The sequence below is a fragment of the Nostoc sp. genome, assembly GCF_036919595.1.
Classification (GTDB): Bacteria; Cyanobacteriota; Cyanobacteriia; order Cyanobacteriales; family Nostocaceae; genus Nostoc.
On sequence record NZ_JBALCO010000073.1, the window covers coordinates 21,679 to 41,386 of the forward strand.

Here is a 19,708-nt window from a genome sequence, read left to right on the forward strand (position 1 = left end):
ATTATTAAAATTCCAGTTCAACTTAATTATTAACAAGTTCAGAAAAAAGCTGTAAAATTTTAGCGGAAAAACAAGCAATAAGCTAAGGATAGACATGCTTATAAATAGTCAACATTGTCAGTTTTCCTTCACTTACAGATTGAATTTTAAGTATAAGTTCCTGCTCTCTCAGTAATGATTTTCACAGGTTCTGACACGATATCATTTAACTTATTAAACTCTCCAGCCCGCCAGCTGTCTGTTATATCCTTGATAAAACTGGCAATAGGGATCGCAATTAACAAACCTAACACTCCTCCCAACTTTGCCCCCAACAACAAAGAAATTACCACCCAGACTGGATTTAAGCCAGTCAAATTACCAAGAATTCGAGGTGCAACAAAATTAGAATTAACTTGGTCGATCGCAACAGCTACACCTAAGACTTCAACTCCTAGCCAAAAGTTTTGCAACGCCACCAACAAACTTACTATGGCAATACCTACTCCTGTACCGAAGGGGAAAAGAGAAAACAAACCAATACCGATACCAAAAAGTAAAGCCAAGGGAACTTGCAGCGCCAAAAACACCAGTGTAATTGTCACCCCTAACACAGCTCCCAATGTTGCTTGACCAATGAAGTAATTGTGGAAATCCTCTCGCAGTAATTCCCGTACTTTTAACCCAATGCTAGGGGGAAACCACTGAAAAACTCCGTCCCAAAGGCGTTCGCCATTCAATATTAAGTAGATAGTCAGCACTACCGCCAGCAACACATTGAGGACAATACCAATGGTATCGACGGCAAAACCGAGAATTCTCCCAGTGAAGGACTGAAGTTGGTTAGATAATCGATCAAGAACTTGGGTAAATAAACCACTTAAATTAATCGGAAGCTGTTGTTGACTTAACGCCCAATCCTGGAAAGCTTGCAGTTGTTCAGTACCAGAATCAATCCAACTGGGCAAAATATTAGCTAGCTCGTTGAGCTGTTGGATAATCAGGGGAACCAAAGTGATACCTAAACCCACTAAAACCACCACAGTCAAAAGCAACACTCCTGCGATCGCCAGGTTGCGTTTTACCCCTTGTTCCTGAAGAAACTGGATTGGATAGTTCAATACAAAAGCCAGTAGGATAGCGGCAGCAATAATACTAATCAAGGGTTGAAAATACTGTACAACCTGGAGTAATAGCCAGCCGTTGAGAATAATAATCGGAAATGCCAATCCTATAGTTAACCATCGCGGTAGTTTGTTTACTGATTGCATTAGTGATGACTCCACAAGAGTTATAACTTTATTTTGGCTTTTGAGGATTGGGACTGGGGACTAGAAAAAAGTTTTTTTATATGCCCATACCCTATGCCCATTTAAGTCTGTTGATTTGTCTGGATAAAATCCAATATAATTCGCTGATGCACATTCCCCAAAGGTCGCACTTCGCCAGCGTTTTCTGAATAACAGTTACCTTGGTTAATATCTTCTAGGGTCAATAACCCCATATCCCAGCCTTCATTCAAAACTAGTTGATTTAATTCCACCAAGAGTGGTGCATGAAAGACATGACGCACTACTCTTTCGTGAAAATAACAGCCAAATTCAACAAAAGATGGTAAATAGCCGATTTCTTCTAATATTTCTCGCTTCACTGCTAGATCCGGCGTTTCATCAGGTTCTATATGACCGCCAAAGAGTCCCCAATAACCAGGGTAGAGAATACCGGGGATATTGTCCCGCAGTTGCATGAGAAATTTATTTTTTTGGTAAAGAATTGCGATTGCCACATGTATCGGCTGATTATTCATATGTTAATTTTTAATTTTTAATTGCTGATTACTCTTCTTCCAGATAAACTTCCCCCAATTCTTTACCAGCTAAGGGGATACTTCGGTAGCGAACTTTACCCTTAATCACCACTTGTGCCCCCTTGACCAGATTCTTTTGATTGGTAATAACCCAAATTTTGCCAGTCGAATCATTAATTTGATAAGCCCACTGCTTGCTCAGAGGAGCTTGTTTTTCCACCTGACCTTGAATGTAAACTGTAGCCTGATTGTCTTGTTCTGGTTTAATTTCTCGAATTGGGGTGACATTGCTACCAATTTTAAAATTAGTCCCATTCAACCCAGACGAGGTTAAACTACCACAACTATAAAGTCCCACCACCAATAAAAAAATCAACCCCAGGCGGTAATAAACAATACTCTGCCCATACAAGAATGAAAAAGACAAATTTCTCCTTTGTTGCATGAAAGCCACCGATTGAGCAAATTTCTGCTTCGCTGTTTGCTTTGTCGCCAGTTTCATCAGGTCAGTTCCCATTTATACTATTCTCTGCGGTTTCAAAAACATCCTCTCAACTGAGCAAAAAAATGTTCTGAATTTCATCCTTAATTCTTTATCCTCCAGATAACGTCGTTCATCTGAGAAAATAAACATTATGGATTTACTGTGAGAAAAACGCCACGACATCAAACAGGAACATAATAATAGTCAAAAGTCAAGAGTCAAGAATCAATATTTTAACTCTGGATTTTGGACTGTTGACTCCGCCTAGACCAGAAGCGGCTGAGTTTTGACCAAAAGGCAATATAGCTGAGAATTCTCATGGAAACAAAAACTGCCAAACTCCTTGATGGTAAAGCAATAGCTGCAAAAATTCAGCAAGAACTTTCTGTTGGCATTAGACAATTACAACCAAAAATTGTCCGACCGCCTGGTTTAGCAGTGCTGATGGTTGGCGATAATCCAGCGTCAGCGGCTTATGTACGTAATAAAGAAAAAGCCTGCGCTAAAGTTGGTATGGCCTCTTTTGGTAAGCATTTTCCCGCCCAAACTACCCTTGGGGAGTTAGAAGAGGTAATAGCTGCACTAAACCACGATGAACGGGTGGATGGCATTCTTGTGCAGCTGCCCTTACCTAACCACTTGGATGCTGTAACTCTGTTACATCAAATTGATCCCGATAAAGATGCTGATGGACTACACCCAGTTAACTTGGGGCGACTAGTCCGGGGAGAAAGCGGTTTACGCAGCTGCACTCCAGCAGGTGTTATGCGCCTTTTACAAGAGTATGAGATTCCTTTACAGGGAAAACAGGCAGTAGTGGTAGGACGCAGTATTTTGGTGGGTAAGCCGATGGCGCTGATGCTACTAGAAGCTGATGCTACAGTCACGATCGCTCACTCGCGATCGCATGACCTCAAAACCATCATCCAAAATGCTGATATTCTAATTGCAGCAGTAGGTCGTCCCGGACTGATCACTGGTGATATGGTGAAACCGGGCGCTGTTGTGGTAGATGTGGGGATGAATCGCGTCACGGATGCTAGTGGCAACAGTCGCTTAATTGGCGATGTCCACTTTGAATCAACCTCTGCTGTAGCAGAATTTATTACCCCTGTTCCTGGTGGTGTTGGGCCTATGACTGTAGCCATATTGTTGCAAAATACATTTGCCAGCTATTCTAGGGCGGTAAGAAAAGAAAGTAAAAAGTGATGAGTGATGAGTGATGAGTTAAAAGTTAAGAATTCTTATTGGTAACTCTTAATTCCTAACTCTTCATTTTTTCAGCGCCACAGCACCTTAAAATTGTGACGTATAAGACAAAAATCCCAAAATGTCAGGAATTTCAGAATGGTAGCAACTGATAACGTTCAAAAGACACCACCAGAGGAAGCCACGTTTAACTTAGCAGCTTATCTAAAAGAGCGACAAAAGCTTTGTGATGCTGCTTTGGATCAGGCTATCCCCATCATTTATCCAGAAAAGATTTATGAGGCGATGCGCTACTCGTTATTAGCTGGAGGCAAGCGTGTACGTCCCATTCTTTGCCTTGCTACCTGTGAAATGATGGGTGGAACCATCGAAATGGCCATGCCAACGGCTTGTGCTGTGGAGATGATCCACACAATGTCGTTGATTCATGACGACCTACCGGCGATGGATAATGACGATTACCGTCGCGGGAAGCTGACGAATCATAAAATCTATGGCGAAGATGTGGCGATTTTGGCTGGGGATGGCTTGTTGGCTCTCGCTTTTGAGTTTGTTGCCATGCAAACCCCTCAAAGCGTTAAGAGAGAGCTAGTCTTGCAGGTAATTGCCCGTCTTGGTCGGGCGCTGGGGGCAGGTGGTTTGGTCGGCGGTCAAGTTGTCGATTTAGAGTCGGAAGGTAAATCAGATATTTCCCTAGAAACGCTAAATTTCATTCATAAACACAAAACAGCCGCCCTTTTGGAAGCTTGCGTAGTTTGTGGCGGGATCATAACTGAGGCATCACCTGAAGATGTGCAGCGATTGACCCGTTATGCTCAAAACATTGGGCTAGCATTCCAAATCATAGATGATATTCTGGATATCACTGCTACTCAAGAGCAATTAGGCAAAACAGCTGGTAAAGACCAAAAAGCGAAGAAAGTGACCTATCCCAGTATTTGGGGACTTGAGGAATCGCGCTCAAAAGCCCAAGAGCTAGTTAAAGCAGCTTGTGCGGAATTAGAACCATTTGGAGAGAGAGCCAAGTCACTCCAAGCGATCGCTCATTTTATTACCAGCCGCAATAACTAGTACCGCTTTGCGGAATTTTGAATGATGCTGATGACGCTCGATAGCGACTGTGCGTAACGTTTGACTCGTTCTAAGCAAACGCAAGAGCGTCTCTAAGAGTTGCCATGCCGCAGGCTTTACACTGCGATATTGCTCTTGGCGTGCCGTAGGCAAGACTTGCTAATACTACGCTTACGCTAACGGAATTCCTTTACAGCAAGCGTTTCATTGATTTTTAATGGGTGGTTTATTTACACTATAGTGTATTACTAGTGCCCAGCGGAATTCAAAATTCAAAAAGCTTATCAAATAAGCTTTCAAGCTATTTTGAATAATTGGTCTGTTTCCGCCGTGATGTACTAGGTTAATTTTGGATTTTAGGTTGAATCTAAATGTTTCCTCAACCAACAACTGCTGCTAATATTTACTAACCTAACCAAAATACCATGCAGGACATAGGCAACATTTTAGACAACCGGGTGCTGCTGGTTGCTCTAGTAGCTTGTTTAATTGCTCAAGCACTAAAGCTCGTAATCGAGATCATTAAACATCGCAAACTGAATGTGCGTGTTTTGGTGACAACCGGAGGTATGCCCAGCGCCCATTCAGCTTTAGTTACAGCTCTAGCTGCTGGTGTAGGGCAAACACTTGGTTGGGCATCTCCTGATTTTGCCGTTGCTACGATTTTTGCCATCATAGTCATGTATGATGCAGCCGGAGTTCGCCAAGCGGCTGGTAAACAAGCTCGCATTCTTAATCAAATGATTGATGAACTATTTGATGAAAAACCAGACTTTAGCCAAGACCGTCTGAAGGAATTACTCGGACATACACCTGTTCAGGTAATAGCTGGGTCGGCTTTGGGTATAACCATCTATTGGTTAGCTAGGTCTGCTTATTAAGCTCGGTCAATGAATCCTTGTTTCAGCAGCTATTTGTGATTGGTAACTGGTAATTTTTCAACCGATTTTGGATTTTGAATTTTATATTTTAGATTTACCTGATGAAGAAATTTAATAATTTGAGGATTTTCAATTTGTTCCACAAATAAATACGTTCACTTCAAACCTTTTTAAATTTTGAATTTAAAATCAAAAATTCGGTCAGTTGACAAATTACCATCCTGATAGTAAATATCAGTATTCCAGAAAACTTAATTTTATTTAAATGTCGGCAGCAATGCTTAAAAATTACGACCTACAAACGCGAACCCTGATGTTGTACTCGCAAACTACATAATTACGGCAGATTTAACGTAGCTGACACAAAATGCAAAGTTTTAAAACTATATGGCTTAGTTAGCACTTCATGTCAGCTGATGTCTGATAAAACCCATCATTTTTGTAATGTTTCACATAATAAACCAAATTAAGTTTAAAAATTTGAAAATCAATTTATTAACTCTTTCTTTTGCGTCATTTAGTTACTAATACAGGTGTTCCAATTTTCACCAATTCGTAGAGTTTACGTACATCACGATTATACATCCGAACGCAACCATGAGAAACTGCTTGCCCAACAGATTTTACACTCGGAGTACCATGAAATCCAATTTCATCCTTTCCATCTGTCCAAAATCCAATCCAACGTTCTCCTAGAGGATTATTTGAGTTTCTTGGAGGAATAATTTCTCTATTAGGAACGAAAGGGTTTTCCCAAGCTGGGTTTTGCACCATGTGAATAATTTTAAATTTGCCTGTAGGTGTTTCCCATCCAGGTTTACCAATAGCTACTGGGTAACTAGCTTGTAAACTGTCACCCCGATAAACGTAAAGTTTTCGTTCATTAAGTTTAAGTAGCAAATGGATTTCTTGCTCAAAAGTGTTGGGAATTATTGACTGTATAGGATGCTGGAGTTTGAGTAATAATCGGCGCTTTCGCTCAGAGTAATTAGAAATATTTGACTGTAGTGGTAGAGGGTTTAATTTAACTTGAGGAGAAACTTGAGAAAATTTTGGTTGACTACTATTATTAACCTGAGCAGTGGCGTATGATTGAAGCGATATCAGTGCTACTATTGTTGTCAAACTAATCTTGAAAGTTCTGCAAAAATACATACTACAAATCATTTTCTGTTGCATTAATTACTAATATTATAATTACTTTTAGTCACCAATAAAAATTCAGAACTCAGATATCAATTAGCTTTAAGTCTGAATTCTGAATTTCCAAATTACTAAATGTCGCAAATCAAAAAAGTTCTATCCTCGTGCTCTTACAGGAGATGAAGGTGCTGGTTGGGAGTTGGGAGTTGAGCCTGGGTCTTGTGTTGGAGTTGGGGCTTTTTGTCTTGGTTTTCGTCTTCCACCCGAGTCTTGTGTTCGAGTTGGGGTTTCTTGTCTTGGTCTTGTACCTGGATTTGAATTAGGATTTGAAGGTTGGTCTGGTTTTACGGGGATTTCGTCTGGTTTAACAGGGGGTTGGTTTGGAGTTGCAGCGGGAGGTTGGTCTGGAGTTACCGGAGTTGGTTGTGGAGTTGCCGGAGGTTGGTCTGGAGTTGCGGGGATTTCGTCCGGTTTTGCGGCGGGAGGTTGCTGTGGAGTTGCCGGAGGTTGGTCTGGAGTTGCCGGAGTTGGCTCTGGAGTTGCCGAAGGTTGGTCTGGAGTTGCGGCGGGAGATTGCTGTGGAGTTGCCGGAGGTTGGTCTGGAGTTGCCGGAGTTTGGCTTGGTTGTTCCTGCTGTGCTAAAGTTACCTGTGGCAGAATAACTATACCAAAGCTGGCGAATAAAAGTAACCAAGCAGTAGAAACAATGGATTTCAATTTTTTAGATGGCTTTTGTTTCATTTTTCGTTAATAAAGTGGATTTACATTCAATATTAATATTTATCATTCTTAGGGCATATTACATATACTACATAAAAGTTGTTTATATATTACATGATAAACTGCTGCCTGGCAATTTTCCATTCTGCCAAATTCCATTATTAAAAGAGCCATCTGCAAGTCTAAATATTCCTTGGCCTTCACAGTTCCCAGCTTTAAAATTGCCTCGATACTCATTACCATTTTTCCACCTAATTTTTCCTAGCCCCTCAAATTTATCGTTGACAAATTGACCTACATAATTATATTTAGAAGAACTGCTGCTTGGGGGATAGAAAAATATGCCACAACCATTGCGCTGATTATTTTTGAATTCTCCATCGTATCGACTACCATTCTTAAATATCATTACTCCCTTACCAAATAGTTTGTTATTTTTATCTTTAGCCCCGTAATATTTAGTACCATCTGCATACTTTATATCAGGTTTTCTAGTTGAAGGAAGTGAAGTTAGTTCCGAACTGCAAGGTAGTGAAATAAATTGTTCAGTTTTTTCTGGTATTTGGGGAGATTGCTGTTTGGGAAAATCAGTTTTTTCTGTTATTTGGGGAGATTGCTGTTTGGAAAAATAAGATAATGCAAGCATCGCCACTACTCCTGCTGCTATTACAGTTCCAGCTAAAACTGTCCGATGAAATCCAAATATCCGCCTGTATGTTGATTTTGGTTTTATAGAAGAAATTGGATAAGTTGGAGCTACGATGCGAGTTGAAGATGTTGAGAACCTTAGTGCTTGTAACGCCTCTGCTGCTGACTGGTAGCGTTGGCTAAAGTTGTAACGCACCATTTTTGTTAAGATATCAGCCAAGCGATCGCTGACATTTGTCCAATGACGCCAGATAATTTCGCCATTTGCATCTTCTGAGAATTCCTGAGGGATTCTACCTGTCAAAGCTTGAATAGCAATAATCCCCACTGCAAAGATATCGCTAGACAACCTTGGCTTAGAACTAGCTTGTTCATTAGGCATATAACCATTGGAGCCAATGATAATAGTCGAAGTCACTTGACCTTGAGTATTTGGTGCCAAACCTTTAATTTCTTTAACTGCTCCAAAATCAATCAGCATAATCTTGCCATCCTCGTGCCGACGCATCAAGTTTTGCGGCTTGATATCTCGGTGGATAATATTCTGCTGATGTACCACTACTAAAACTTCAAGAATTTCCTGCAACAGTTGAACTATTTGAGCTTCACCCCAAGGGTGGTCAGGAATTATCTCTGTAGACAAGTCCCGTCCATCCACAAATTCTTGTACTAGATAAAATTCCCCATTTTCTTCAAAATGAGCGAATAATTTGGGTATTTGCTTGCTTAGGTTACCTAAGCGGTATAAAACTTCCGCCTCTTTTTCAAATAATCGTCTAGCGATTGGTAAAACTGCTGTATCGGAGGTTTTCGGTTTTAAGTGTTTAACAACACACCTGGGCTTGTTAGGCAAATCTAAATCTTCAGCTAAATAGGTATCACCGAACCCACCGCTTCCTAAAAGCCCTACGATTTTATAGTGGTTGCGGAGAATTGTATTTATCGGCATCCATCTTACTCCGTAGGATGTTGTTGGCTTGATTGTATCACTTTGGCTGTTCATCCCTATTTGGCAAGAAGATAAAACAATGGAAAAAATATTTGTGAGTAATCATCGCAATTAAGCGAACTATACGGATGCTGCTGATAACTGAGAAAATTATGGCAGTCAGAGAGAATGGTTAAAACAAATATTGGTACTACAAGTTATAAATGCATCAGCCGTACTTTCAATGCGGGATATGATCAAAACTAAGTACAGTTTTGCATAAAAGCGTAGCGTTTTTAATGCAGGGGGATGCATTAATTAACATTGTATTGCAATGCATTGGCATTCTAGGGGGATGCATTAACATTGTATCGCGATGCATTGGCATTGTAGAGGGACACATTAACATTGTATCGAGATGCATTGGCATTGCAGAGGGACACATTAACATTGTATCGGGATGCATTGGCATTGCAAGGTATTGCCAAATTTAGTTCGCTCAGAATTAATGAAATGCTGTACTAAGTAAATACAAGCATTTAGGCAAAGCTGTGATGACAGAACATATTAATGTAGTCATGTCTGTTTTCAGACGTTCTATTTGGAATGAGATACAGAAAATAATTCATACCTTTGATGATTGCCTGTTAGACATTAGTTCTGGGTCTGAGCAAGAAGAGGAAGAACTAAAAGATTGAATTCCTATATTATTCGCGATAAATACTCGCGAATAACATGGATTTTTTATTTTTGCCAAATAGGGATGTTCCCGCTACTGGCGTGATTGAGGGTGCAATTCGTTACTTAATTAAAGACAGAATGGACATTACTGGCGCTCGATGGAGTCTTGAAGGTGCTGAAGCTGTTTTACGTCTTCGTTCTCTCCATGTTAGTAGTGATTGGAATGAATATTGGCGCTTTCATTTACTGCAAGAACGTCAACGTCATCATCTGGCTTTACATCAAGGTGGCATTCCTTTGCTCAAAGATGTCACTCAAGCTCGTTGTTCTACTCCACTACCAATAGCGTTGGTTGCTTGACTACATCTTCTTAAAAGAGTCGCACCCCAAACTTAATATCACTACAACCGCACAGTTGAGCGCAGCAGAATCACCTTACGACTATCTACTATACTTGCAACGAAACCGCCATTGTTCAGCTTTTGCAATGTGTTGTATGCTTCAGTTTGGTTAGTGGTATAAACTGCCAACAAGTAAGGGCGTTGTCCATAAGAAACAAAACCTACGTTACCTCCCACTACTTGCTGCACACTATTTACTAGTTCTGGACGATTGTAATAATCTACCAGCACTGCATAACCCTCTCCTAAGGCTTGAGGATTATAGTTAACTCTCTGCTGAGGTGGCTGTTGCTGTGCCTGAACATTTGTCGTTGTTGGTCGAGTGGTAATTATGGCAGACAAGCCAACAATATTGCTGACATATCTCGCCCAACGATTGGCATCGTCAATTTTGTTAAAGCCCCCTACTCGCGTCACAGTTTCGTTGAGATATTTGCAAGTAATGGTCTTCAATTGAGGTGGTAAGGCACTACGTAACTGCTTTTGATTATTTGCTGTGGGACTGACTACTAATAAAAGATATTCACCTGCATTTGGTGGTTGACAAAGGGGAATGGCTTGTTGGGCAAAGACAGAACTCATGCAACCAATCAACCCTGCGTAAGCGAAGCTCGTCGTAGACATCGCTAATCCTAAAACACTTGGTAAAGTCTGAAATCTATGCACAAAAGTTAGATTATGTAAATCAAGGTGTCCTAGAAAATTTTATAAGAAAAAAGCTGAAAACCCAGTTACTTCAGTATGGGGATGAAAGGAGTGTAAAAAAATATATTTTGTTATCTGCAAATAAAATAGGGAGTGGGAAATGAGTGGGACGAGAGGGATAAAGGAGAATTTACTCCCCCTTCTCCCTTGTATTTTTTCCATACCCGATGCCCAATGACGCCAGTTGCTTCTTTTGTTCAAAGACGCTTCTCTACCAGAGGCTCGGCCAACGCTAACAACGGATAGCGAACGCGAACAGCGTCTCTAAGAGTTGCGGTAGCGAGTCCTCTCCCAAAAGCAGACGATGCCGCGCAACGAGCGTCGGGAACCTTCCAACAATAAAAGCCAGTCGCCTTCAGGTGAAAACCCGCCGGAGAGCGCTGGACTCACCGCAACGCACTGACTCCCCAATGCCCAGATTAGGAAACAGTAGCAAGCGATGCCAAGGCATCGGGTATTATCTCAGAAGGAGCCTGAAATTCTCCAGTGATGACGTACTCTAAACGCAGTTTTAACCAAGTTATAAACTGGGGATTGGTGGAAATGATTGCTACTGCTGGTTGGGGACATTTCGCCTTTAGTTCTGTAAACTGCGGTGTTTCCAAGAAAGCTGGTTGCTGAACCAACCAAAAATCTATTTGTTTTTCTTGTTCGTGGTAATGACGGGTGCGCTCTTTGATAACTTCGTGTATCGGTTCTTCTTGGAGAAGAAAGCGTTGACTGGCCAAAACGTAATAATATGTTTGCATTTTCATCCTTTAGTTACTATGTAAATAATTTAAGGGTACAGAGTGTAGCACTGTACCCTTATAAACTAACTTTTTTGGAATTTCTTGAACCAAGAACTGAACGGACAAGCACTTCGCTGGTTTTCAGCATTTATTTGTTTGTCACCAGATGTTAGCTTTTCCAAGAACAGACTATTGTCAAAGTAGTGTTCTAAGGAAACAATCTTCAAATCATCGCTAACTTTTGCAATGCTCATGCCGATAATTTCTATTGTCTCTCCAGTCGGTGCATGGTCTTTGTATTCTCCGTTAAAATGTCCCCAATGCCGCCACTTGAATGTCACATTTGGTGGCCCTGAGAAGACTTCCACCACTTCCCAAGGAAATCCTTGGGGAAATGTTGTGTGGAAGAGTTTTCCGGATGATTCAAAGGTTTCTTCTGAAGCCTTGTAATGTTCTGAATCAGCCATAAACAAATTGTAAGTACCTTGGGCTGATACATCTGCTGCTGTGTACTCTACTCCACCATTGGTACTCACACGAAACTTGTCATTCACAATAGACAACCAGTGTTGCGGGTTAGCTTTGAAGGACACCTCCATCTCGAAGGTTCGTACTAAGTTTTGCACGATCGCTTCCAGTGTACCTTCAAGGTGATTGTAATTACTTTCTTGGGCGAGATCCTCGTTTGAACGGGAATAATCAGGCGGTGTTTGATAGCGCCACTCCACATCAGTGCTTTCTGCTATCACCTTATCTCTATTCTGTACCCAAAGCGGCAGGTTGTTAGACTGTGTTGCGCTCATAGAAGTTTTTACTGAAGATTTGATCCCAATTTCTAGATTTCGCAGTGACAACCCCTCTAAAGTTTAAGGCAGTGGGTGAGATCAGGGAGCAGGGGGAGAAAAATTTTAGATTTTAGATTTTGGATTTTAGATTGAAATTTAATCAAAAATCCTCAATCCAAAATCCAAAATTGAATTGCCCTATGCCCCATCCCCTCGGATAGCTTGTTTCATCTCGCGGACTGCCCTTTCCATACCTACTAATGCTGCCCGACTGATAATGGTATGACCAATGTTGAGTTCTTCCATACCTGGAAGCGCAGCCACCGGATAGACGTTCCAGTAGGTGAGTCCATGACCAGCGTTGACTCGCAATCCAGCTCGAATCGCTTGTTCACACCCTTTAGCTAATATGGCTAATTCTCGCTGGCGATTTGTTTCATCCTTAACATCAGCATATTGTCCGGTGTGCAATTCAATAAACCGCGCCTGTAGCTTGACAGATGCTTCAATTTGTGCTGATTCTGCATCGATAAATAGACTAACTGGAATGTTAGCGCTTTGCAATTTATCAACTATCTCACCTATTCTAGCAAGTTGCCCGACGATATTTAGTCCGCCTTCTGTTGTAACTTCTTCTCGCTTTTCCGGGACTAAAGTCACGTAGTCTGGTTTGATATCGAGAGCGATCGCTAGCATTTCATCTGTAGCGGCCATTTCTAAATTAAGATGCGATCGCACTGTTTGCCGCAACAGCAGCACATCTCGATCTTGGATATGCCGCCGATCTTCGCGCAGATGCACCGTAATTCCATCTGCACCCGCTAATTCTGCCAGCACCGCCGCCGCCACGGGGTCTGGTTCCACCGTCCGCCGTGCTTGCCGAATGGTGGCGATGTGGTCAATGTTAACGCCAAGTGTAGCCACCCCAAATTTCTCCCAAATCCACAGTCCTCAGAACTTGATTTTACCGGAAATAGCCGCAGTTTCGCTTGAGAATTAGAGACACATCACACACCTTATATCAATTCTTTGTGAAACTGGACAAAATCAAGCTTGGCGAAACTTGAAGCTTAAGCCTCAGACTCTCTCCAGTGAAATCAAACTGGATAAATTACTCACAAAGCTGTTGCAAGTAGTGATTGAAAATGCTGGAGCAGATAAGTGTGCGATACTACTGCTCAAAGAAGGTAGATTGGCGTTTGGTAATTTACTAGCAGGTGTTGCCCATGAAATCAACAATCCTATCGACTTCATTGCCGACAACATTGAACCAGCTAAAGTTTATGTCAATGATTTGTTTTGACTAATTAACCTTTATCAATAAAAGTTTCCTAATCCTGGCTTAAAAATTAAAGATGAAATTGAGTTTATCATTTGGATTGCTTTAACAAGTAAAAATTCATGAGAATATTTAAAAAACTAAATATTATGTCAATAATTTTTTGGCTAATTTATACATTCATTCTCAGAAACGATATACTTTAAGAAAGTTTCTTGGGAAACCTCATCTGCTAAATATAACAGCTAATACATCAACTCTCTGAATTGATATGCTTTTAAACCTGCAACAAATTATCGTTAAAGCTGGTCAGCAAATGTTAATTAAAGATCTTAATTGGCAGCAGCTAGAGAATATTTTGGAAGAAATAGGAGAAAAGCGTGCCGCACGTATTTCTTATAGTTATGGTTGGTTAGAAATTATGGTTCCCCTACCAGAACACGAAAAAGATAAAGAATATATTGGTGAGTTAGTGAGAATTTTATTAGATAAACTCCAAATTGATTTTGAGCCTTTTGGTTCCACAACACTTAAAAATGAGCGAATGCAGCAAGCCGTAGAACCAGATACCAGTTTTTATATTACAAATCAAGCTGCTATCATTGGAAAAAATCGCATTGATTTGAATATAGACCCACCACCAGATTTAGCAATCGAAATTGATATTACCTCCCGGACTAGATTTGAAAATTATGAAATTTTAGGAGTTCCTGAACTTTGGCGACATACACAACAAGGTTTAGAAATTTCTTTGTTAGAACAGGGGAAATATATAAAATCTGAATCTAGTCCTAATTTTCCTAATATACCAATTGTTGAATTAGTCAATGAATATGTTCAGCAGTGTTTAACAATTGGGAGAAGTCAAGCTATGCGTAATTTTCGAGATTGGGTAAAGAATAATTTATAACCATTTGTAATCTGTACTTTTTAATTCCGCAACTTCTCAGCAGATTATGATATAAATCTAAGGCTTTCTGAGAAAGATGATCGCTTATGACTACTGAGAACAATCCAGCAACCGTTGTGGACTGGGAACCCCCATGCCACCTACAGATTTAATTTTTGATGATGGTGAACCCTTTGAATCAAATCGCCACCGCATTGCCATGAATGTCCTGATTCTGTCATTGCAACAAGCTTGGGCTGACCGTAATGATTTCTTCGCTGAGGGCAACATGTTTATTTACTATAATAGCACCCAGGTTCGTAACCCTACGGCAGTTGCTACATTTTACGTCGGGATGATTCAGACCAGGCTTATACTCACTGACTCCTATTAGAAGTGCTACTTTCGCCATCTCGCTATTCTTCCTTACTGCTGGAATTTCTTAGTTACCTGCAACAAACTTTTGTGCTTGTTCAATGGCGGCGGTTAACTCTTCCCGACTGCTAGCTTTCACCTTGAGTTTTTTGTCGTTAGCTTCGACTTCCAATTCAATGGTTTTATTACACAAGCGATCGCCCAAATATCCCAGCAATTTCTTAAAATTGGCAAGACTCACCCCTGTCTGCAACACCCCCACTAAAAAACCACCAACAGACTTGGCTCCTTCGGGTATTTCTGTAACTGCTACGAGTTCAGCACTCTCTACATCTAAATCCTTGATTTCTTGGAGGAGATTTCACGTTTCCCGTTCTTGCTCTTCTGCATCTAAGTCTGGATTAGAAAGAGCGATCGTCAATTTGACGTTAGATTCAGAACTCATTTTTTACCCTTTACGGTTTTAAGCAGTTGACTGTCAACTATATTTCCGTGATTTCTCTATTGACATCATAGCTGCTATGTAAATTTCCTGAAACTTCTTCAAGATTTTTACAAAAATTCATAAAATTTAGGTAAAAATTACTAAAAATAGGAGTATCGCCCCTTTAGCTTTCAATAAACCACGCACGCAGCAGTTCTGGGGCTTTATATCCTATATTCCGCACTTTGAATGAATTGGCAAGCCTACACTGTACCGTCAGTCCAGTGTAGGTAGTTAATATCATGTCAGGTTAATTAAAACAAATCCAAATCTGTTACAGCACCAATACTGCTAGAAGATACCAATTTGGCATATTTCGCTAACACGCCTTTAGTGTAACGCGGAGCGGGAGGTTGCCAGTTGGCACGACGACGGGCCAATTCTTCTTCGGATATATTCAATTGCAATAAACGAGCGGGTGCATCAATAGTAATATTATCGCCTTCTTCTACAAGAGCGATCGCACCACCAACTGCCGCTTCTGGAGCAACATGACCAACCACCATGCCGTAAGTACCGCCAGAAAAGCGTCCGTCGGTAATTAATGCCACTGCATCACCCAAACCAGCACCGATAATTGCTGAGGTAGGAGCCAACATTTCTCGCATCCCAGGGCCGCCCTTAGGCCCTTCGTAGCGAATGACTAAAATATCACCAGGTTGAATTTTCCCCGCCAAAATTGCATTTAAAGAGGCTTCTTCCGATTCAAACACCCGTGCAAGACCGGTAATTACTGGCTTTTTCACTCCGGTAATTTTAGCAACAGCCCCTTCCGTTGCTAAATTACCTCTAAGAATAGCTAAATGCCCTTGGGAATACATCGGGTTATTCCAAGGACGAATCACATCTTGATTAGTGGATGGTTCTTCTGGTATATCTGCTAATATCTCTGCAATCGTTTGACCACTGATGGTGAGGCTATCACTATGTAACAAGTCATGCACAAGTAGCATCTTCATTACCTGCGGAATGCCACCAGCTTTGTGCAAATCTGTAGCTACATATTTACCACTTGGTTTCAAATCACATAAAACGGGAACACGGGCGCGGATAGTTTCAAAGTCGTCTAGAGTTAACTCTACATCAGCAGCGCGGGCGATCGCTAATAAATGCAACACCGCATTTGTCGAACCACCCACTGCCATAATCACAGAAATGGCATTCTCTATAGATTTGCGGGTGATAATTTGGCGGGGTAAGATTTGTTTGCGAATCGCTTCAACTAACACAAACGCTGATTTTTCCGTGCTGTCGGCTTTTTCGGCATCTTCTGCCGCCATTGTCGAGGAATAGGGCAAACTCATCCCCATCGCCTCGAAAGCTGAAGACATGGTATTAGCTGTGAACATTCCCCCACATGAACCAGCACCAGGACAAGCACGGCTTTCAACTTCTAATAGTTCTTTATCGTCAATCTTTCCAGCACTATATTGACCAACAGCTTCAAAAGAACTAACAACAGTTAAATCACGTCCGTTGTAATGACCAGGTTTAATTGTGCCACCGTAAACAAAGATAGCAGGGATATTCATCCGGGCGATCGCCAGCATTGCCCCGGGCATATTTTTATCACAACCGCCAATAGCTAGTACACCATCCATACTTTGTCCAGTACAGGCGGTTTCAATGGAATCGGCAATGACTTCCCGCGACACTAGGGAATATTTCATCCCTTCAGTTCCCATCGAAATCCCATCGCTAATGGTAATCGTGCCGAACACTTGCGGCATCGCTCCGGCGGTTTTTATCCCAACCTCTGCTATGAGCGCCAGTTGGTTGATCCCCATATTACAGGGAGTGATCGTACTGTAGCCATTGGCAATGCCCACAATAGCTTTATTGAAATCTTCATCTTTAAAACCAACTGCACGCAGCATAGCTCGATTAGGCGATCGCTGCACCCCTTGTGTTACAACTTGGCTTCTCAAATTCTCTGACATTTTTTTTCCTTCCGTGCCTCATCGCTTGTATTGCGATTGTATTACCTGATTTTCTCATGTATACGTGGCGCGATCGAACAACTATAAAAGGGAGAGGTAAGTTTAGCTTGCCATTAGTGCTGGTGCTCCTACGAGTTGAATCTCTAACTCGGCGAAAACATCAAAATCGGTATTAGCTTAAAGAATACCTCCTGAATAACGCACCTGAGCGATTCCGGTGAATGCAGCGCTGCCAATGAAAGTGAAAGCTTGGTTGCCATTGAAAATGAAGTTATTAGCGTCAATCGCAGATAGATCGATTTTGTCATGCATATATCAATGATGTTCGCATCAAAAATTGTGCAAGCAATCATATTTTATCCTTGCGCCTGATGTCTTCACTGATTCAAAGACCAGGCTGCTAGGCAAGAAGCAGATTTTATCGGATGCAGATGTAACTAAAGGTGTCTTGAGACGTTTTTAATCTATATCGAAATCACAAAGTCGTGATAGTACCCTGAGGGGTACTTTTTTATTTATCAGAAAAACTTATTATACCAAAAACTTTTGCGATCGCCATAACCTCAATATTTTTGTTAATTAAGTATATTAACATACTACATAATTGATGATTGCATATGCATGATGTTTCACAGTGGTCGTTGCCACCTGGTGTGTAAAATGTCCAATAGTTAAACTGAGATACTTGCCAGGAAAAAAGCAATTATTGTGGGGGCAACCTCGTCAGTCCATTGCTATTGATGTAACAGAAATTCCAATTGAACATCCTCGACAGGCACAGCGTTCATTAGCTCTTGTAAAAGTCCCTTTCGGGATCCGATGAGAACTGGTAAGAAGTGATCGCACACTTAGATACAGGCGATGCTACCGGATAATCATAAGGTAAGCTTATAAGGCACTCGAAAGTCAAACATCTCAAATCAGTAGAATTTCAAAGCTTCTGGGGTGTAAAACCTGAGACATTTGAGTACATGGTTGAAGTAATCAGCCACCACAGTCAACAAAAACAGAAACCAAAGCGACCAGGAAAAATCAGTTTGTCAGACTAAGTATTGATGATTATCAAAAGAATAGAGAAATAATTTGTACAGCACACTATTTCTAATTGTTTAAAGAAAGCAGACTCTTTTTAAATAAAAACATTAGACCTTTTGCATAAATCAAAAATAAGAACCCCACTCCTAAAAGCTTGCTCTTAGGAGTGGAGTGTTGAAGACTTTTGTAAGAGTCTATTAAATTAAAGGATAAAGTCGCTTAGCACTACTAGTGGTGCTCCTATAAGCCGAACCTCAAACTCAGGCGACCGATCCGCATCAGTACTAGCTTGGAGAATACCTCCTGAATAACGGAGCTGACCAGGTGCGGAGAATGCAGCAGCCCCAATGTAAGTGAAGGCTTGATTACCCAGTTTAGTGGAGTCGGCGTCGATAGCAGATAGATCGATTTGGTCACCTGGCAACGTACCGTTTCCTACAAAGTCAGTGATCAGATCCCGTCCAACAACAGCACTATCTGAAACTGAGCTGAACTTGAAAACATCGTTACCTGCTCCTCCACTGAGAATATCAGTCCCAGTACCGCCAGCGAGTGTGTCGTTGCCAGCACCGCCAGTGAGGATATCGTTGCCACCACCACCACTAAGGATATCGTTGCCATTTTCGCCAAAGAGGGTATCTTTGCCACTACCAGCGTTAAGGATATCGTTGCCATTACCACCTTTAACAGTATTGTTGCCATTGCCGGCGTTAATGACATCGTTGCCATTACCGCCAGTGAGGATATCGTTCCCATTACCAGCGTTAATGATATCGTTGCCATTAGTACCGTTAATGTTTTGGTTACCACCAGTAGCGTTAATGATTTTGTTACCATTAGTGATGACCTGGATATTGCCGCCACCGCTTTTTACAATTTCGTCGATGTCAAGACCGGTGATCTTATTTAAATCGATACCGTCAATAATTGCCATAATGAGCTTCTCCTAAGTTTAGAGGGGAAAAAAATTACCTCGTCACTTCCCCATGAGAAAACGGCGTTGCTGATTAAGAGTATGAATTTCGTTTCCCCCAAAGGCGCAAAGGAAACAGTTTCAAACATTAAATTTTTGAATTTCACACTTTTATTCAGCAACGCCGAGAAAACAAGGTGGACAAATAACGAGTGGGAAGATATAACTGAACTACACCTGATTAAAACAGGTCTTTGCTGTTAAGTCTGAAGACTTGAGAAGATTTCAGAAGGACTGGATGTATTGATGATGTTGGCATCAAAATTGTGCCAAGAGTCATGTAATATCCTTGTGCCTTATGTATTCAATGGTTTCAGTAGTAGGCTGCTAGGGAACAAGCAGATTTTCTCCTACGAAATTGCATATGTTTTCGGACGTTTTTACTGGATATCATGAATCACAAGACTATGATATAACCCTCAAGCGTACTTTTTTCTATCTATAAGAAAGAATAATTAACTTTTATATTTTAATCTCGTCAGAGTAAAATTTGAAATCCTTAGATTCAGATCGGGTTTTTTAATCTATATCTGAATAACAAGGTCGTGATAGTAAGTAGG

20 protein-coding genes and 1 pseudogene are annotated in these 19,708 nt (G+C 41.1%); 7 read left to right on the forward strand and 14 right to left on the reverse strand.

Annotated features, from left to right (window positions below; translation table 11 throughout):
- Window positions 1–146: 146 nt before the first annotated feature.
- The 3 genes from V7K21_RS10215 to V7K21_RS10225 form a co-directional block, all read right to left on the reverse strand.
- Complete coding sequence (locus V7K21_RS10215) at window positions 147–1,250, reverse strand: AI-2E family transporter (protein ID WP_335173830.1); 1,104 nt, start codon at window positions 1,248–1,250, stop codon at window positions 147–149.
- A 101-nt stretch (window positions 1,251–1,351) separates the two neighbouring features.
- A complete protein-coding gene (locus V7K21_RS10220) occupies window positions 1,352–1,786 on the reverse strand; it encodes an NUDIX hydrolase (protein WP_335173832.1) in 435 nt (144 codons plus the stop codon).
- A gap of 28 nt (window positions 1,787–1,814) precedes the next feature.
- Window positions 1,815–2,288, reverse strand: coding sequence for a hypothetical protein (locus tag V7K21_RS10225; protein WP_335173834.1), 474 nt, complete (start codon window positions 2,286–2,288; stop codon window positions 1,815–1,817).
- A 300-nt stretch (window positions 2,289–2,588) separates the two neighbouring features.
- Here V7K21_RS10225 and folD point away from each other — a divergent pair, with 300 nt between their 5' ends.
- From folD to V7K21_RS10240, 3 genes are all read left to right on the forward strand, one after another.
- Window positions 2,589–3,479: a bifunctional methylenetetrahydrofolate dehydrogenase/methenyltetrahydrofolate cyclohydrolase FolD gene (gene folD / locus V7K21_RS10230; RefSeq protein ID WP_335173836.1), complete on the forward strand. Its 891-nt coding sequence runs from the start codon at window positions 2,589–2,591 to the stop codon at window positions 3,477–3,479.
- Between the two features lie 138 nt (window positions 3,480–3,617).
- On the forward strand, window positions 3,618–4,550 hold the full coding sequence (gene crtE / locus V7K21_RS10235) for a geranylgeranyl diphosphate synthase CrtE (protein ID WP_335173838.1): 933 nt from the start codon (window positions 3,618–3,620) through the stop codon (window positions 4,548–4,550).
- 425 nt (window positions 4,551–4,975) lie between these two features.
- A complete protein-coding gene (locus V7K21_RS10240) occupies window positions 4,976–5,431 on the forward strand; it encodes a divergent PAP2 family protein (protein WP_298919701.1) in 456 nt (151 codons plus the stop codon).
- A 513-nt stretch (window positions 5,432–5,944) separates the two neighbouring features.
- Here V7K21_RS10240 and V7K21_RS10245 read toward each other — a convergent pair.
- The 3 genes from V7K21_RS10245 to V7K21_RS10255 form a co-directional block, all read right to left on the reverse strand.
- A complete protein-coding gene (locus tag V7K21_RS10245) occupies window positions 5,945–6,556 on the reverse strand; it encodes a L,D-transpeptidase (RefSeq protein ID WP_335173840.1) in 612 nt (203 codons plus the stop codon).
- Window positions 6,557–6,730: 174 nt separating this feature from the next.
- On the reverse strand, window positions 6,731–7,315 hold the full coding sequence (locus V7K21_RS10250) for a hypothetical protein (RefSeq protein WP_335173842.1): 585 nt from the start codon (window positions 7,313–7,315) through the stop codon (window positions 6,731–6,733).
- Between the two features lie 82 nt (window positions 7,316–7,397).
- Complete coding sequence (locus tag V7K21_RS10255) at window positions 7,398–8,891, reverse strand: protein kinase domain-containing protein (RefSeq protein ID WP_335173889.1); 1,494 nt, start codon at window positions 8,889–8,891, stop codon at window positions 7,398–7,400.
- 750 nt (window positions 8,892–9,641) lie between these two features.
- Between V7K21_RS10255 and V7K21_RS10260 the strand changes: the two are divergent.
- Window positions 9,642–9,911: pseudogene (locus V7K21_RS10260) on the forward strand (ISKra4 family transposase); the annotation flags it as partial.
- A gap of 41 nt (window positions 9,912–9,952) precedes the next feature.
- Here V7K21_RS10260 and V7K21_RS10265 read toward each other — a convergent pair.
- The 4 genes from V7K21_RS10265 to V7K21_RS10280 all read right to left on the reverse strand — a co-directional run bounded on the left by V7K21_RS10265 (window position 9,953) and on the right by V7K21_RS10280 (window position 13,097).
- Window positions 9,953–10,618 carry a hypothetical protein gene (locus V7K21_RS10265; protein WP_335173844.1) on the reverse strand — a complete coding sequence of 222 codons (666 nt, stop codon included), beginning with the start codon at window positions 10,616–10,618 and terminating at the stop codon, window positions 9,953–9,955.
- Between the two features lie 458 nt (window positions 10,619–11,076).
- Window positions 11,077–11,406, reverse strand: coding sequence for an MgPME-cyclase complex family protein (locus tag V7K21_RS10270; RefSeq protein ID WP_335173846.1), 330 nt, complete (start codon window positions 11,404–11,406; stop codon window positions 11,077–11,079).
- Window positions 11,407–11,471: 65 nt separating this feature from the next.
- Window positions 11,472–12,191: a SnoaL-like polyketide cyclase gene (locus V7K21_RS10275; protein WP_335173848.1), complete on the reverse strand. Its 720-nt coding sequence runs from the start codon at window positions 12,189–12,191 to the stop codon at window positions 11,472–11,474.
- Between the two features lie 180 nt (window positions 12,192–12,371).
- Window positions 12,372–13,097, reverse strand: coding sequence for a pyridoxine 5'-phosphate synthase (locus V7K21_RS10280; RefSeq protein WP_335173850.1), 726 nt, complete (start codon window positions 13,095–13,097; stop codon window positions 12,372–12,374).
- Between the two features lie 139 nt (window positions 13,098–13,236).
- Between V7K21_RS10280 and V7K21_RS10285 the strand changes: the two genes are divergently transcribed.
- The 3 genes from V7K21_RS10285 (at window position 13,237) to V7K21_RS10295 (ending at window position 14,735) form a co-directional block, all read left to right on the forward strand.
- Entirely contained in the window at window positions 13,237–13,476 is a 240-nt protein-coding gene (locus V7K21_RS10285) for a hypothetical protein (protein WP_335173852.1), read from the forward strand.
- A 247-nt stretch (window positions 13,477–13,723) separates the two neighbouring features.
- Window positions 13,724–14,362 carry a Uma2 family endonuclease gene (locus V7K21_RS10290; protein WP_335173854.1) on the forward strand — a complete coding sequence of 213 codons (639 nt, stop codon included), beginning with the start codon at window positions 13,724–13,726 and terminating at the stop codon, window positions 14,360–14,362.
- A 133-nt stretch (window positions 14,363–14,495) separates the two neighbouring features.
- A complete protein-coding gene (locus V7K21_RS10295; RefSeq protein WP_442948865.1) occupies window positions 14,496–14,735 on the forward strand; it encodes a hypothetical protein in 240 nt (79 codons plus the stop codon).
- Window positions 14,736–14,783: 48 nt separating this feature from the next.
- Here V7K21_RS10295 and V7K21_RS10300 read toward each other — a convergent pair whose 3' ends face one another.
- From V7K21_RS10300 to V7K21_RS10315, 4 genes are all read right to left on the reverse strand, one after another.
- Entirely contained in the window at window positions 14,784–14,957 is a 174-nt protein-coding gene (locus tag V7K21_RS10300) for a hypothetical protein (protein ID WP_335173856.1), read from the reverse strand.
- Window positions 14,958–15,454: 497 nt separating this feature from the next.
- Complete coding sequence (gene ilvD / locus V7K21_RS10305; protein ID WP_335173858.1) at window positions 15,455–17,140, reverse strand: dihydroxy-acid dehydratase; 1,686 nt, start codon at window positions 17,138–17,140, stop codon at window positions 15,455–15,457.
- A gap of 177 nt (window positions 17,141–17,317) precedes the next feature.
- Complete coding sequence (locus V7K21_RS10310) at window positions 17,318–17,452, reverse strand: hypothetical protein (protein WP_335173860.1); 135 nt, start codon at window positions 17,450–17,452, stop codon at window positions 17,318–17,320.
- Between the two features lie 925 nt (window positions 17,453–18,377).
- Window positions 18,378–19,109, reverse strand: a complete 732-nt coding sequence (locus V7K21_RS10315; RefSeq protein ID WP_335173862.1) for a calcium-binding protein — start codon at window positions 19,107–19,109, stop codon at window positions 18,378–18,380.
- Between the last annotated feature and the right edge of the window lie 599 nt (window positions 19,110–19,708).

Coding starts and splice junctions, on each gene's coding strand:
- V7K21_RS10215 (WP_335173830.1), bottom strand. CDS start 1,250: ATGCAATCAGTAAACAAACTACCGCGATGGTTAACTATAGGATTGGCA.
- V7K21_RS10220 (WP_335173832.1), bottom strand. CDS start 1,786: ATGAATAATCAGCCGATACATGTGGCAATCGCAATTCTTTACCAAAAA.
- V7K21_RS10225 (WP_335173834.1), bottom strand. CDS start 2,288: ATGAAACTGGCGACAAAGCAAACAGCGAAGCAGAAATTTGCTCAATCG.
- folD (WP_335173836.1), top strand. CDS start 2,589: ATGGAAACAAAAACTGCCAAACTCCTTGATGGTAAAGCAATAGCTGCA.
- crtE (WP_335173838.1), top strand. CDS start 3,618: ATGGTAGCAACTGATAACGTTCAAAAGACACCACCAGAGGAAGCCACG.
- V7K21_RS10240 (WP_298919701.1), top strand. CDS start 4,976: ATGCAGGACATAGGCAACATTTTAGACAACCGGGTGCTGCTGGTTGCT.
- V7K21_RS10250 (WP_335173842.1), bottom strand. CDS start 7,315: ATGAAACAAAAGCCATCTAAAAAATTGAAATCCATTGTTTCTACTGCT.
- V7K21_RS10255 (WP_335173889.1), bottom strand. CDS start 8,891: ATGCCGATAAATACAATTCTCCGCAACCACTATAAAATCGTAGGGCTT.
- V7K21_RS10270 (WP_335173846.1), bottom strand. CDS start 11,406: ATGCAAACATATTATTACGTTTTGGCCAGTCAACGCTTTCTTCTCCAA.
- V7K21_RS10275 (WP_335173848.1), bottom strand. CDS start 12,191: ATGAGCGCAACACAGTCTAACAACCTGCCGCTTTGGGTACAGAATAGA.
- V7K21_RS10290 (WP_335173854.1), top strand. CDS start 13,724: ATGCTTTTAAACCTGCAACAAATTATCGTTAAAGCTGGTCAGCAAATG.
- V7K21_RS10295 (WP_442948865.1), top strand. CDS start 14,496: ATGCCACCTACAGATTTAATTTTTGATGATGGTGAACCCTTTGAATCA.
- ilvD (WP_335173858.1), bottom strand. CDS start 17,140: ATGTCAGAGAATTTGAGAAGCCAAGTTGTAACACAAGGGGTGCAGCGA.
- V7K21_RS10310 (WP_335173860.1), bottom strand. CDS start 17,452: ATGCATGACAAAATCGATCTATCTGCGATTGACGCTAATAACTTCATT.
- V7K21_RS10315 (WP_335173862.1), bottom strand. CDS start 19,109: ATGGCAATTATTGACGGTATCGATTTAAATAAGATCACCGGTCTTGAC.